Origin of the sequence: Photobacterium sp. 1_MG-2023 (assembly GCF_030547945.1) — a bacterium.
GTDB lineage: Bacteria > Pseudomonadota > Gammaproteobacteria > Enterobacterales > Vibrionaceae > Photobacterium.
Map to the genome: position 1 here is coordinate 15,703 of NZ_JAUORR010000038.1, position 12,950 is coordinate 28,652.

10 protein-coding genes and 1 other annotated feature are annotated in these 12,950 nt (G+C 50.9%); of the genes, 5 read left to right on the forward strand and 5 right to left on the reverse strand.

All coding sequences use genetic code 11. The annotated features are described in order from the left end of the window. Positions 1-122: 122 nt before the first annotated feature. Positions 123-836, reverse strand: coding sequence for a two-component system response regulator BtsR (gene btsR / locus Q4579_RS21095; RefSeq protein WP_303566790.1), 714 nt, complete (start codon positions 834-836; stop codon positions 123-125). Next, positions 833-2,512 (reverse strand): sensor histidine kinase, encoded by a 1,680-nt coding sequence (locus Q4579_RS21100; protein WP_303566792.1) that lies wholly within the window; start codon positions 2,510-2,512, stop codon positions 833-835. The genes btsR and Q4579_RS21100 overlap by 4 nt, the downstream gene beginning before the upstream one ends. A gap of 218 nt (positions 2,513-2,730) precedes the next feature. Here Q4579_RS21100 and Q4579_RS21105 point away from each other — a divergent pair, with 218 nt between their 5' ends. Then, positions 2,731-3,801: a 3-deoxy-7-phosphoheptulonate synthase gene (locus Q4579_RS21105; protein ID WP_303566794.1), complete on the forward strand. Its 1,071-nt coding sequence runs from the start codon at positions 2,731-2,733 to the stop codon at positions 3,799-3,801. Positions 3,802-3,816: 15 nt separating this feature from the next. Next, complete coding sequence (gene tyrA, locus Q4579_RS21110; protein WP_211646187.1) at positions 3,817-4,944, forward strand: bifunctional chorismate mutase/prephenate dehydrogenase; 1,128 nt, start codon at positions 3,817-3,819, stop codon at positions 4,942-4,944. Positions 4,945-5,155: 211 nt separating this feature from the next. Here tyrA and pheA read toward each other — a convergent pair whose 3' ends face one another. From pheA to bamD, 3 genes are all read right to left on the reverse strand, one after another. Next, a complete protein-coding gene (gene pheA / locus Q4579_RS21115; protein WP_303566796.1) occupies positions 5,156-6,331 on the reverse strand; it encodes a prephenate dehydratase in 1,176 nt (391 codons plus the stop codon). A gap of 60 nt (positions 6,332-6,391) precedes the next feature. Next, positions 6,392-6,512, reverse strand: a sequence feature (Phe leader region). 121 nt (positions 6,513-6,633) lie between these two features. Next, positions 6,634-6,990 carry a ribosome-associated translation inhibitor RaiA gene (raiA, locus tag Q4579_RS21120; RefSeq protein WP_211646185.1) on the reverse strand — a complete coding sequence of 119 codons (357 nt, stop codon included), beginning with the start codon at positions 6,988-6,990 and terminating at the stop codon, positions 6,634-6,636. Positions 6,991-7,383: 393 nt separating this feature from the next. Next, positions 7,384-8,109 (reverse strand): outer membrane protein assembly factor BamD, encoded by a 726-nt coding sequence (gene bamD, locus Q4579_RS21125; RefSeq protein ID WP_303566797.1) that lies wholly within the window; start codon positions 8,107-8,109, stop codon positions 7,384-7,386. Between the two features lie 140 nt (positions 8,110-8,249). On the opposite strand from bamD, the gene rluD reads away from it, so the two are divergent. From rluD to clpB, 3 genes are all read left to right on the forward strand, one after another. Then, entirely contained in the window at positions 8,250-9,224 is a 975-nt protein-coding gene (gene rluD / locus Q4579_RS21130) for a 23S rRNA pseudouridine(1911/1915/1917) synthase RluD (protein WP_303566799.1), read from the forward strand. A 1-nt stretch (position 9,225) separates the two neighbouring features. Continuing rightward, on the forward strand, positions 9,226-9,954 hold the full coding sequence (gene pgeF / locus Q4579_RS21135) for a peptidoglycan editing factor PgeF (RefSeq protein ID WP_303566801.1): 729 nt from the start codon (positions 9,226-9,228) through the stop codon (positions 9,952-9,954). A gap of 128 nt (positions 9,955-10,082) precedes the next feature. Next, the gene (gene clpB / locus Q4579_RS21140) at positions 10,083-12,656 is read left to right on the forward strand and encodes an ATP-dependent chaperone ClpB (RefSeq protein ID WP_303566803.1); all 2,574 of its coding nucleotides are present in this window, start codon (positions 10,083-10,085) and stop codon (positions 12,654-12,656) included. The last annotated feature ends 294 nt before the right edge of the window (positions 12,657-12,950 follow it).

A 12,950-nucleotide genomic window follows, 5' to 3' on the forward strand; every position in this document is an offset into this window, starting at 1 on the left:
CGAGCGGTTGTATACAGCGCTGAACGGCAGCGGTGGAGATGAAGTGGCAGACTTTCCTGGCTGAGTGGCATGACAACCGGAGCAAGCGGTATGCTCCGGAGCCAGTGATTGAGGCGTGGGAATCAGCTCAGGCCGAATCTGTCTTTGATTTCTTTCAGGAACCGGCGGCTGACCGGGACGGGATGACCGTGCAGTGTGGTGATTTCGGCCAGACCATTTTCCAGCAGCTTGATTTCACGAATGGCCTGCGGATGTACCAGATACTGACGGTGACAGCGGATCAGCGGCGTTTTTTCTTCCAGCACTTTGAGGGTCAGTTGCGTGGTGGCTCGGGTGTCTTTGGTGACCACATGCACGCCGGATAAATCCGAACAGGCGTATGTAATTTCTGCCGGACTCAGCAGCAGGATCCGATGATGGCCACAGCAGGGGATCAGTTCCAGCATGTCGCTCAACAGGGGCGTATAATCTGGCTGGCGCAATTCCCGTTTGAGTTTATTCAGCGTTTTATCCAGTCGGGACGGTTCTACGGGCTTGAGCAGATAATCGAAGGCGTTGTCCTCGAATGCCTTGATGGCGTAATCATCATAAGCCGTGACGAAAACCACTTTGGGCATGGTGTCCGGATCCAGCATGCTGAGCAATTCAATCCCGGTGATTTTGGGCATCTGAATATCCAGAAATACGACCTCAGGTTTCAGTGTGTTGATCAGTTTCAGCCCTTCTATCGCATTGGCACCACTGCCGATGATCTCGACGTGGCCGCTGTCGAGCAGCAGATCAATCAGTTCTTCACGGGCATAAGGTTCGTCATCAATAACGAGTGCTTTGATCATGACTGTCCGTTCTCCTTCGGCAGAGTGATGGTCGCCAGAGTCCATTGATCGGGCTCCCAGGTCATTTGCAGCCCATATTCCTGGCCATACTGGTTTTTGAGTCGCTTATCGACGATTTTCATCCCGAGTCCGCTTTCTTCGCTGACGGGCTGATAAAGTCCGGCATTATCCCGTACTTCAAGGATAATCTGCCCGGAAGTTTCATAAGCACTGACGGTCAGTTGCCCGTTTTCCAGCAGATTTGAGGTGCCGTGCTTAATGGCATTTTCAACCAGAGGTTGCAGGGTAAAGGTCGGTATTCTGATCGGCAATAGCGCATCGTCAATCCTGATTTCGACTTGCAGCCGATCGGCAAACCTTGCCCGTTCGATTTCAAGATAAGCATGGACATGCTGCAGCTCTTCTTCGAGCGTCACGGTTTCAATATTCTGCTTCAGGTTGCGGCGGAAAAACTGGGACAGGTGCTGAATCAACTGCCGGGCTTTATCCGGGTCACGCCGGACCACGGCATTGATGGTGTTGAGCGCGTTGAACAGGAAATGCGGATTGACCTGAGCCTGCAGCAAGCGCAGTTCGGCTTGTGTCAACAGCGTTTGCTGGCGGTTATATCGGCCGGTCAGAATCTGGTTGGACAGCAACTTGGCGATCCCCTCGCCCAGCGTCAGGTTAATGGTCGAGAACAGCTTGCGCTTGGGTTCGTAGAGCTTAATGGTCCCGATGACCTCATGATTGCCCCCAATCAGTGGGATCACCAGTGCCGAACCGAGTTTGCATTTATCATACAGCGAGCAGCAGTAAGGCACTTCATAACCATCGGCATAGACCAGCTCGCAGTTCTCTATGGCTTGTTTGGTATGTCGAGATGAAATGGGGGTGCCCGGTATATGGTGGTCATCACCAATCCCGATAAAGGCCAGAATCTTATCTCGGTCGGTAATCGAAACCGCACCGACGCCTGTTTCTTCGTAAACAATCCGTGCGATTTGTTTGGAGTTCTCCTGATTGAACCCCTGGCTGAGAATACCCACGGATCGCTGAGCAATTTTCAGTGCCCGGCTGGAAAAAGCAGCCGAGTATTTCTCGTAGATGGTTTTCTTGTCCCGGATGATGCTCATAAATAAAGCAGCACCTACAGAGTTGGCGATAACCATCGGCAGGGCAATCGCACTGACCAGACTGTAAGCTTGGTCAAAGGGTTCAGCGACCATCAGAATAATCAGCATTTGCAGAATTTCTGCTACCAGCGTAATTGCAAACACAGTCAGCGGACGGAAAATCGCATCAAAATTACTGCGCCGGACGAAGTAGCTGTGCATGATCCCACCGATCACCCCTTCGACTGTCGTAGAGATCGCACACGCAACGTCGGTAAAACCGCCCATACTGTAACGATGAAGGCCGCCGGTCAGCCCCACAGCAAAACCGACTACGGGGCCACCCAGCAGGCCACCCATGACAGCCCCGATGGCACGGGTATTGGCAATGGCATCTTCAATGTGCAACCCAAAATAGGTGCCCAGAATACAGAACAGCGAAAACAGGATGTAGCAGGCAAAGCGCTGAGACAGTCTGCCGGACACCGTGGTGATCGGCATGAAGAGAGGCGTTTTGCTCAGCAGGTATGCCAGAACCAGATAAACACTCAGCTGTTGCAGTAAAGAGAGGATGAGTTCCATGAGAATGCCGGATTTGGGAAATTGGCGTTTATGGTAGCTTTCTTTTGTTGAAAGGCAATCTTTGGCTTTGTGTGTAAATATTATTTTACGAATGGTATTTTTTATTTACACACTATTGCTCCATGAAAAGCCAGTTGTTATTGTCTTTCAACAGACAGGGGAAATCCTGTTGTAACTATAAATTTACACCAAGCAATCACAAGATCAGGATGGCCCCCATGCAGAAAGATGTATTGAATAATGTCCATATTCAGGATGAGCAGGTTTTGATTACCCCGCAGCAATTGAAGGATAAGCTGCCGGTCAGTGACTCAGCCCTGAAATTTATCGAACAATCGAGAAAAACGGTTGCAGACATTATCCATAAACGAGATCACCGCCTGCTGGTGGTGTGTGGCCCCTGTTCGATTCATGATGTTGAAGCTGCCAAGGATTATGCCCGTCGATTTAAAGAGCTGGCAGAAGAGGTGAGTGATCAGCTTTATCTTGTGATGCGTGTGTATTTTGAAAAACCAAGAACGACGGTGGGCTGGAAAGGCCTGATCAACGACCCGCATCTGGATGGATCTTTTGAAATCGAAGAAGGCCTTCACATTGCCCGTCAGTTGCTGATTGATCTGGTTGAAATGGGGATTCCGATTGCGACTGAAGCGCTGGATCCGATCAGCCCGCAGTACATTGGTGATCTGTTCAGCTGGGCCGCGATTGGAGCACGGACGACCGAATCTCAGACACACCGGGAAATGGCCAGTGGTTTGTCGATGCCGGTCGGTTTCAAAAATGGGACCGATGGCAGTTTGGGCACAGCAATTAACGCGATGCAGGCTGCAGCCTCCGGTCACCGTTTTATGGGCATCAACCGGGAAGGTCAGGTGGCCCTGCTGAACACACAAGGCAACCCGGACGGTCACGTGATTTTACGGGGCGGTAAGCAAACTAACTATGATTCTGTTTCTGTCGCTGAATGCGAAAATGAGATGAATGCGGCGGGCCTCAGTCCGGCCTTGATGGTAGACTGCTCGCATGCCAATTCCCGTAAAGATTACCGTCGTCAGCCGCTGGTGGCAGAAGATGTGATTCATCAGATTCGTGAAGGAAATCGCTCTGTGATTGGCCTGATGCTGGAAAGTCATTTGCATGAAGGCAATCAGAGTGCAGATCTGGATCGCAGTGACATGGCTTATGGTGTGTCCATTACCGACGCCTGTATCAACTGGGAAAACACAGAAACTCTGCTGCGTCATGCGCATCAGGAATTGATTCCTTTCCTTCAGGATCGCATTCAATAAAGGAATAACAGACGTATGGTTGCTGAACTGAGCACGCTCCGTGATCAAATTGATGAAGTAGACAAGCAGATGGTGGCGCTGCTGGCGCGCCGTCTGGCTTTAGTGGAAGAAGTCGGGCATGTGAAAAGTCAGCACGGATTACCGATTTATGCTCCGGATCGCGAAGCGGCCATGCTGGCGTCGCGCCGTCAGGAAGCTGCAGATCAAGGTGTACCGCCTGATCTGATTGAAGATATTCTTCGCCGTACGATGCGCGAGTCTTACGCCAGCGAGAATGACTCGGGATTCAAATGTCTGAACCCTGAACTCCGGCCGATTGTGGTTGTGGGGGGGTATGGTCAGTTGGGCAGCCTGTTCTGTCGCCTGTTTGAGCTCTCCGGGTATCAGGTTCGTCAACTGGGCAGTCAGGACTGGGATCAGGCCGAGGCTCTGGTTGCTGATGCCGGTATGGTTGTGGTTACGGTGCCGATTCATCTGACCGAACAGGTGATTCGTCGTCTGCCGACTTTGCCGGATGACTGCATTCTTGCCGATCTGACTTCCATTAAGAGTGGCCCGCTGCAAACGATGCTGGAAGTGCACTCGGGTCCGGTTGTCGGTCTGCATCCGATGTTTGGCCCGGATATCAGTAGTCTGGCTAAGCAGGTGGTCGTGTACTGTGATGGCCGTAACCCCGAACACTACCAGTGGCTGCTGGAGCAGATCCAGATCTGGGGGGCCAGTCTGAACCGGATCAGTGCGATCGAACATGATCAGGGGATGACGCTGATTCAGGCGCTGCGACACTTCACTTCGTTTGTATATGGGGTGCATCTGGCGGAAGAAGATCCGCGGCTGGATCAATTGTTGTCGCTGAGTTCACCGATTTACCGTCTGGAACTGGCGATGGTCGGCAGGCTGTTTGCACAGGATGGTCAGTTGTATGGCGACATTATTATGTCTTCGCCGCAGAATATCGCGATGATTAAGCGTTTCCATCAGCGTTTTGGTGAAGCGATTCAGATTCTGGAAAATCAGGATAAAGCCGGTTTTAAAAAGGCGTTTGACCAGGTCGAAAGCTGGTTTGGTGATTATGCGGGCCGCTTTATGAAAGAGAGTCAGTCTCTGTTACGGCAGGCCAATGACGCTGCACACCGCAGCTGACTTTTTCTTCTGATTCAAATCAAAGGCCAGCGATTGCTGGCCTTTTACGTGATGATACCAATCAAAGTAAGTGATCAAAAATAGCGCAGGACAAATGTTTGAGTACAAGGCGGGTTTTTTAGATAAATATTTGTTCTACAATCAAAAAATCTAACGCAGTTATCGAACATTTTAACAAGCTAGGATGACCAGTGATTGACTGCGATTGGTATTAGTCCAGTGTGTCGACTTCGGCTGGTTTCACGTTTTCACTCGGGTAACAGCCCAGAACTTTAATAAAGCGGGTCAGTTTGGTCAGCTCTTCCAGCGCCACTTGCATGGCTTCTGATTTGAGGTTGGTTTCCACATCCACATAGAACATTTCTTCCCATGGATTGCCAATCACAGGACGGGATTCCAGTTTCGCCATATTGATATTGAGGTTGCGTAATACAAGCAGGCATTCCACCAATGAGCCCGGTTTCTGACCGGTGGACATGATCAGTGTCGTTTTGGCCGGAATCAGAGGTGTCACATCGACTGCTTTTCGGGCTACCACAATGAACCGGGTATAGTTTTCCTGCTGGTTCGCAATATTGGCTTTGAGCGGGCTCAGACCGTAGATTTCACCGCTGGAAGCATTGCCGATGGCTGCAATATTTGGTTGCTTAAGCTCGGCGACCTGCTGCATGGCATCAGCAGTACTGGAGGTATATTCCTGCCTGATGTCACCCAGAGTGTGCAAAAACTCGCTGCATTGCTGATGCGGCTGGGGATGTGAGTACAGCGTATCGATTTGTGCCAGTGTTGTGGGCACAGCCGTCAGTAGGCAATGCTCAATGGGTTGCGTGATTTCACCTACAATCGACAGGCTGGTGTGCTGGAGCAGATCGTACACTTCATTAATCGAGCCAGAGCTGGTGTTTTCGATCGGCAATACACCGTAATCTGCCTGACCCGTTTCCACCACATTCACCACTTCGCGGAAATTGTCACAGCCGATTTCGACTAGCCGGGTCTGTTTGCGACTGAAATACTGACGGCTGGCCAGATTCGAATAGGACCCTTTTGCCCCGAGAAAAGAGACGCGGGCAACCGGCTGGAGACTTTCAGGGTTGGTCAGTTTCTGCAGGTAAGCCTGCTGAAACAGCACCGAATCTTCAATGATGGTATGGAAAATCTGAGTCACGTAATTGGCATCTAACTGATGTGTTTTACCTTCCTCAATTAACCGGAGCAGCAGCGCCTGTTCCCGTTCTAAATCCCGAACGGGTTTGGCCGTTTTGATCTTACTCTTGGCGACTTCCAGACTGAGCTGACGCCGTTCACCAAGAAGCGCCAGAATTTCATTATCAATCCGGGTTACTTGGGTTCGGATCTCGTCCAGTGAGTGATAACTTTTGGTCATTCGGATTCCCTGTCTGTTTTGTTTTTTGTTGTGCTTGCATGATCGGGCCACGGCCTGAATAAAAAAAAGCCTCCCGGTTGGGAGGCTTGCTGTTCGTCTTTCGCTTATTTCTTGCGTAACGAGAGCCCCCGGTTATGGCGAGCGAAAAAAGAAGCGAAAGAAAAACAGGCGAATGTGCATCATGGCAATTTGAACTCTGTGTCATGGATGATTGTTTGTTGTTCAGGAATCAACCTATGGTGAATCCGGGATCATGTCAAGAATAAATCGGCCCCGCCGTTGGGCAGGGCCGTGTGATGAGATTAAGCTTCGAAGTCTTCAGCGGTCTCTTCCTGCTGAATGGCGACAGGCTTCTGGCTGTGACTGGCGCGACGTGCTTCTGGTTTATGCGTTTGTTTACTCAGTTGTCGTTCCAGTTTCTGATACATGTCTTTAATCGCTGCATACATGTTTTCCTGTTCAGAGGACGCCACAATATTACCCCCAGGAATGCCGGCTGTTGCTTCCACCTTGAAATGCCGGTTTGGTTCTTTACTTATGACGGCATGTTTGCCAATCAGTGGGACTTGGAAGCGCTCCAGCTTATTGAATTTCTCTTCAATGCGCTCACGGATAGCAGGGGTGACATCAATGTTTTTGCCTGTGACTTCTACTTGCATAGTCTCTCTCCTGTTTTGCTCCCCCTTGGTGGGTTAAGTTCAGATTACGCTTCTCAAACTGAAAAAAAGTGATCTTGATCAACTTTGCAAAGTAAATTAATCCACCAATTTATTTCTGTGATTTGCTCTGCTTTGTGACAAGAAAATGACGACAAAAGCCTTGTCGAGCGGTTCAATATTACGGCAGTATGAAGAAATATCGTGACTGGCGGCCTGTGCTGCTCAGGGATTTTTTTCGGCCTGCAGATCAAGGGTGGCAGAGAAAACCAGAGGCTTGAGTGAAACATGAGGTGCTGAAGTCTGAGCAGGTACAGACCCTGAACGAAAAAAGTTAAACAAAAAACGGCAGCCGGATGAGCTGCCGTTTTTGTTTGCTGAGAATGAAAGAGTGCCTTACGCCGGATTGAGGTCGATCAATCGTTGCGTATGCTGCGCCGGCGTGTCCAGTCCGAGCTTTTCATAAGCGGTCAGCATTAATGGCAGTGATTTCTTGGCTGCTTCTGTGTCTGGATACAGACGCTGGATCTGCTGGCAGCGGTTTATCGCGGCCACCCAAGCCTCCCGGCGGACGTAAAAATCAGCAGTGGCCAGTTCATAATCGGCCAGTCGATTTTTCAAGTAAACCAGGCGGGCTTTGGCATCCGCGGCATACTGGCTTGACGGGTATCGTTCCAGCAGACGTTTGAAATCCCGGAATGCCTGACGGGCCGGTTCCGGATCCCTGTCGTGGCGATCGATGTTAAAAACATCGTGCATAAAGGAGCGATCCTGCGCCATGTGGGTCAGGCCACGCATATAAAGCACCCAGTCCGCTTTTTCGTGCGTAGGATTGAGCCGCGTAAAGCGATCAATGGTGGCTTCACCCAGTGCTAAATCATCATTCTTGTAATACGCGTAAATCAGATCGAGCTGTACCTGCTCCGAGTAAGCGCCAAACGGATATCGGGAATCCAGCGTTTCCAACCGTTCGATCGCTGTGACCCAACTACCACTTTGCAGCGCTTCCTGTGCACTGGAATAAAGCTCGGATGGTGGAATATCCGGGACGACTTCCTCTGTACTGGAACATCCAGAGAGAATCGCAGCGGCAAGAAATGTCGGGATTATCAGGCGTTTCATTACGGCGTCAGTTTCCTTGGTCATAATTTATTTCTGTGATCCATTACGGTCAGAGCCGTTAACGGATACAATGACAGCTAATCTCTGTCATTTTACGCAGCGTTTGAGCTTTAGTCTCACGCTTTTTGAAAAAGTTCTTTATGGCACAGCAAATAGAGTTAAGCAACACAGTAAACGATAGCCAATTAGGTCAGCGTCTGGATCAGGCACTGGCAGAGTTGTACCCGGATTATTCCCGGTCCCGCATCAAAGATTGGATTCTGAACGGCAATGTGAAGGTGGATGGCGAAGTCATTACCAAACCGCGTACCAAGATGATGGGCGGTGAACATCTGAATGTCGTCGCTGAAATCGAAGATGAAGAGCGCTGGATTGCACAGGATATTCCGCTCAACATTGTCTACGAAGATGAGCACCTGCTGGTGATAAACAAGCCGCGGGATTTTGTCGTTCATCCGGGGGCAGGCACCCCGGACGGGACGGTACTGAATGCATTGCTGCATCACTGCCCGTCGCTGGCAGAAGTGCCGCGTGCCGGGATTGTGCATCGTCTGGATAAAGACACCACAGGTCTGATGGTGGTTGCGAAAACCATCCAGTGTCAGACGCGTTTGGTCCGTGCGCTGCAAAAGCGGAAAATCACCCGTGAATACGAAGCCGTTGCTATGGGCAAAATGACCGGCGGCGGTGTGGTGGAGAAACCAATCGGGCGTCATTCAACCAAGCGAACGTCGATGGCCGTGCATGAACTGGGTAAGCCAGCAATCACGCATTATCGGGTTGCAGAGCACTTCCGGGAGCACACGCGCCTGGTGCTGCGTCTGGAAACCGGACGGACACACCAGATTCGTGTGCACATGGCTTATTTGTCTCATCCGCTGGTGGGGGATGCTTTGTATGGGGGACGTCCGCGTCCGCCGCGTCATGCATCACAGGAATTGGTTCAGGCGCTGCGTGCGTTTGACCGTCAGGCACTGCATGCGCGGATGCTGCGATTGGAGCACCCGATCACGGGTGAGCTGATGGAATGGCATGCGAAGACACCGGATGATATGGTGGAACTCGTTGAAATTTTGCGTCAGGACAAACTTGACCACCCAGAGGACGATTACTGAGATGTGGATAACCCCAGACTGGCCAGCTCCGGCACATGTGAAAGCCATGAGTACGACACGCTCCGGCGGTATCAGCCAGGGTCCGTATGAAGGACTGAATCTGGGGGATCATGTCGGTGATGAACCAGCAGCGGTTGCGCATAATCGTCAGTGGTTGCAGCAGCAGCTTGGACTCGTTCATGCGCCTGCCTGGTTAACTCAAACCCACAGTACACTTGTGCTGGATCTGCAAGGGCCGCTTTCTCAGGCCCCGAATGCGGATGCCAGCGTCACCCGTGAATCTGGCATTGCGTGCACAGTGATGACCGCCGATTGTTTGCCGGTATTGCTGTGTGATCGTCAGGGCACGCAGGTGGGAGCGGTGCACGCAGGATGGCGCGGACTGGCTGACGGTATTCTGGAGGAAACGGTCAGGACATTTTCTGCTGAACCCAACCAGATTCTGGCCTGGCTGGGCCCTGCAATCGGCCCGGCAGCTTTTGAGGTGGGTGGTGAGGTCCGCGAGTGTTTTGTATCCGAGCAACCAGATGCCGCATCAGCATTCACGTCCAAAGGTGAGAAATGGCTGGCTGACCTTTATTTACTGGCAAGACTTCGGTTACAGCGAGCGGGGATCACCCAGATCTTTGGCGGGACTGAATGTACCTATGCAGACCCTGCCCGCTTTTATTCGTATCGACGGGATGGTGTGACCGGCCGGCAAGCCAGTTTGATCTGGCTGTCGCAATAATCTTATCCCATCTTAAAAAAAAGCGGCTTCGGCCGTTTTTTATATCCCTACAATTGATGCTTGAAAAGCAACAGCGCCGTAACCATATATCAAGAGAATGACAGGGTCATATTGAGCGTGGAGGACTTATGCGTCTGGACCGGTTTACAAGCAAATTTCAATTAGCGATTTCTGATGCGCAGTCGCTGGCTTTAGGTCGCGATCATCAGTATATCGAGCCCGTACATCTCATGATGGCACTGATGAATCAGGACAGCAGCACCACTCGTCCGTTGCTGACTTTGCTTAATGTCGACATGACTCAGTTGCGTTCCAGCCTGGCTGAACAGTTAGATCGCTTACCCAAAGTGAGCGGAATTGGTGGCGACGTTCAGTTGTCTCACAGCATGGGCGTATTGTTCAACCTATGTGACAAGCTGGCCCAGAAACGCAAAGACAAATTTATCTCTTCCGAATTGTTTATTCTGGCGGCAGTGGATGACAAAGGTCCGCTGGGAGAACTGCTGCGAAAAGTCGGTCTCACGGCTCAGAAGGTTGAAGAAGCCATTGAAAAAATTCGCGGCGGCCAGAAAGTGGATGATCCGAATGCGGAAGAAAATCGTCAGGCTCTCGAAAAATTCACGATTGATCTGACTGAACGAGCTGAGCAGGGCAAACTCGACCCTGTGATTGGCCGTGACGAGGAAATTCGCCGGACCATTCAGGTCCTGCAGCGCCGGACCAAAAACAATCCGGTGCTGATTGGTGAGCCTGGGGTCGGTAAAACCGCCATTGTGGAAGGGTTGGCACAACGAATCGTCAACGGCGAAGTGCCGGAAGGCTTGCGCAATAAGCGTGTGCTGTCTCTGGATATGGGCGCTTTAATTGCCGGCGCAAAATATCGCGGTGAGTTTGAAGAGCGTTTAAAAGCTGTTCTGAATGAACTGGCTCAGGAAGAGGGCAGTGTCATCCTCTTCATTGATGAACTGCATACCATGGTTGGTGCCGGGAAAGGTGAAGGCGCCATGGATGCCGGGAACATGCTCAAACCTGCACTGGCACGCGGCGAACTGCATTGCGTGGGTGCCACAACGCTGGATGAGTATCGTCAGTTTATTGAAAAAGATGCCGCGCTGGAACGTCGTTTCCAGAAAGTGCTGGTGGATGAGCCAAACGTTGAAGATACCATTGCGATTTTGCGAGGCCTGAAAGAACGTTACGCGCTGCATCACCATGTCGAGATTACCGATCCGGCCATTGTTGCGGCAGCCAGCTTGTCTCATCGTTATATTTCTGACCGGCAGTTACCGGACAAGGCCATCGATCTGATAGATGAAGCGGCATCCAGTATTCGGATGCAGATTGATTCTAAGCCTGAATCGCTGGACAGACTTGAGCGCCGGATCATCCAGTTGAAAATCGAACAGCAGGCACTATCGAAAGAAAGTGATGATGCCAGCCAGAAGCGACTGGCTGTGTTGAGCGAAGAGCTGGAAGGCAAAGAAAAAGAATACGCGGAACTGGAAGAAGTCTGGAATGCTGAAAAGGCAGCGCTATCCGGTACTCAGCACATTAAAGCTGAACTCGAGCAGGCGCGTACCGATATGGAAATTGCCCGTCGTGCCGGTGACCTGAATCGAATGTCGGAATTGCAGTACGGCAAGATTCCAGCGCTTGAAAAGCAATTGGACCTGGCGGCTCAGGCCGAAATGCAGGAAATGACGTTGCTGAAAAATCGGGTCACGGATGCTGAAATCGCGGAAGTCTTGTCCCGTCAAACGGGGATTCCTGTATCCCGAATGCTGGAAGGCGAACGGGATAAGCTCCTGCGGATGGAAGAAGCGCTCCATGCCCGGGTGATTGGTCAGGATGAAGCGGTCAGCTCTGTATCCAATGCGATTCGTCGCAGCCGTGCTGGTCTTTCCGATCCGAATCGTCCGATTGGTTCATTCCTGTTCCTTGGCCCGACCGGGGTGGGGAAAACCGAGCTGTGCAAGGCGCTGGCTAACTTCATGTTCGACAGTGATGACGCCATGGTGCGTATTGATATGTCAGAGTTCATGGAGAAACACTCCGTTGCCCGGCTTGTTGGTGCACCTCCGGGTTATGTTGGCTATGAAGAAGGCGGATATCTGACCGAAGCGGTTCGCCGGCGTCCTTATTCCGTCATTTTACTGGATGAAGTAGAAAAGGCGCATCCGGACGTGTTCAACATTTTGCTGCAGGTGCTCGATGATGGCCGTCTTACTGACGGACAGGGCAGAACGGTCGACTTCCGTAACAGCGTTATCATCATGACATCGAATCTGGGGTCAGATCGGATTCAGGAGCACTTTGGTGAGCTTGATTATGATGGCATCAAACAGTTGGTGATGGACGTTGTGGGTCATCACTTCCGCCCGGAGTTCATTAACCGTGTCGATGAAACCGTTGTGTTCCACCCTCTGGGTGATAAACACATCAAAGATATCGCACGAATTCAGATTGGTCGCCTGAGCGATCGGCTGGAGGAAAAAGGCTTTGAACTGAAAGTAGAAGATTCTGCGTTGGATTTGATTGCAAGTGCAGGTTTCGATCCGGTTTATGGGGCTCGACCACTGAAACGAGCAATCCAGCAATACATTGAAAACCCATTGGCGCAGGATATTCTTTCCGGGAAATTAACCGTTGATAAGCCAATTGTGCTGGCCGCCAAGGATGAGCATATCTCTGCCAGCCAATAAAATCGTGATACTAAAGTAAGAAAAGCCTGCTCGATTGCAGGCTTTTTTGTATCTCCCGTTTCTGTTTTGTGTGTTTTTTAATCGCAAACTTGATGTTTGTTCAAAAAGAAACCTATTGAAATTTATTTGTGATTTTACGCTTGCCAAGGTGCGCGAACTCTCTATAATGCCGCCTCACTGACACGGAGAACGGCGCTTACAGTCAAGCCCATGTCAGAAGCTCTTTAACAATTTGACCATGCAATCTGTGTGGGCACTCGACAATGATACAGTCAAAAGATTTTATCAGTGAAC

Bases quoted from the DNA above. Each gene is read 5' to 3' on its own strand.
- btsR (WP_303566790.1), bottom strand. From the start codon at position 836: ATGATCAAAGCACTCGTTATTGATGACGAACCTTATGCCCGTGAAGAA.
- Q4579_RS21100 (WP_303566792.1), bottom strand. From the start codon at position 2,512: ATGGAACTCATCCTCTCTTTACTGCAACAGCTGAGTGTTTATCTGGTT.
- Q4579_RS21105 (WP_303566794.1), top strand. From the start codon at position 2,731: ATGCAGAAAGATGTATTGAATAATGTCCATATTCAGGATGAGCAGGTT.
- tyrA (WP_211646187.1), top strand. From the start codon at position 3,817: ATGGTTGCTGAACTGAGCACGCTCCGTGATCAAATTGATGAAGTAGAC.
- pheA (WP_303566796.1), bottom strand. From the start codon at position 6,331: ATGACCAAAAGTTATCACTCACTGGACGAGATCCGAACCCAAGTAACC.
- raiA (WP_211646185.1), bottom strand. From the start codon at position 6,990: ATGCAAGTAGAAGTCACAGGCAAAAACATTGATGTCACCCCTGCTATC.
- bamD (WP_303566797.1), bottom strand. From the start codon at position 8,109: ATGAAACGCCTGATAATCCCGACATTTCTTGCCGCTGCGATTCTCTCT.
- rluD (WP_303566799.1), top strand. From the start codon at position 8,250: ATGGCACAGCAAATAGAGTTAAGCAACACAGTAAACGATAGCCAATTA.
- pgeF (WP_303566801.1), top strand. From the start codon at position 9,226: ATGTGGATAACCCCAGACTGGCCAGCTCCGGCACATGTGAAAGCCATG.
- clpB (WP_303566803.1), top strand. From the start codon at position 10,083: ATGCGTCTGGACCGGTTTACAAGCAAATTTCAATTAGCGATTTCTGAT.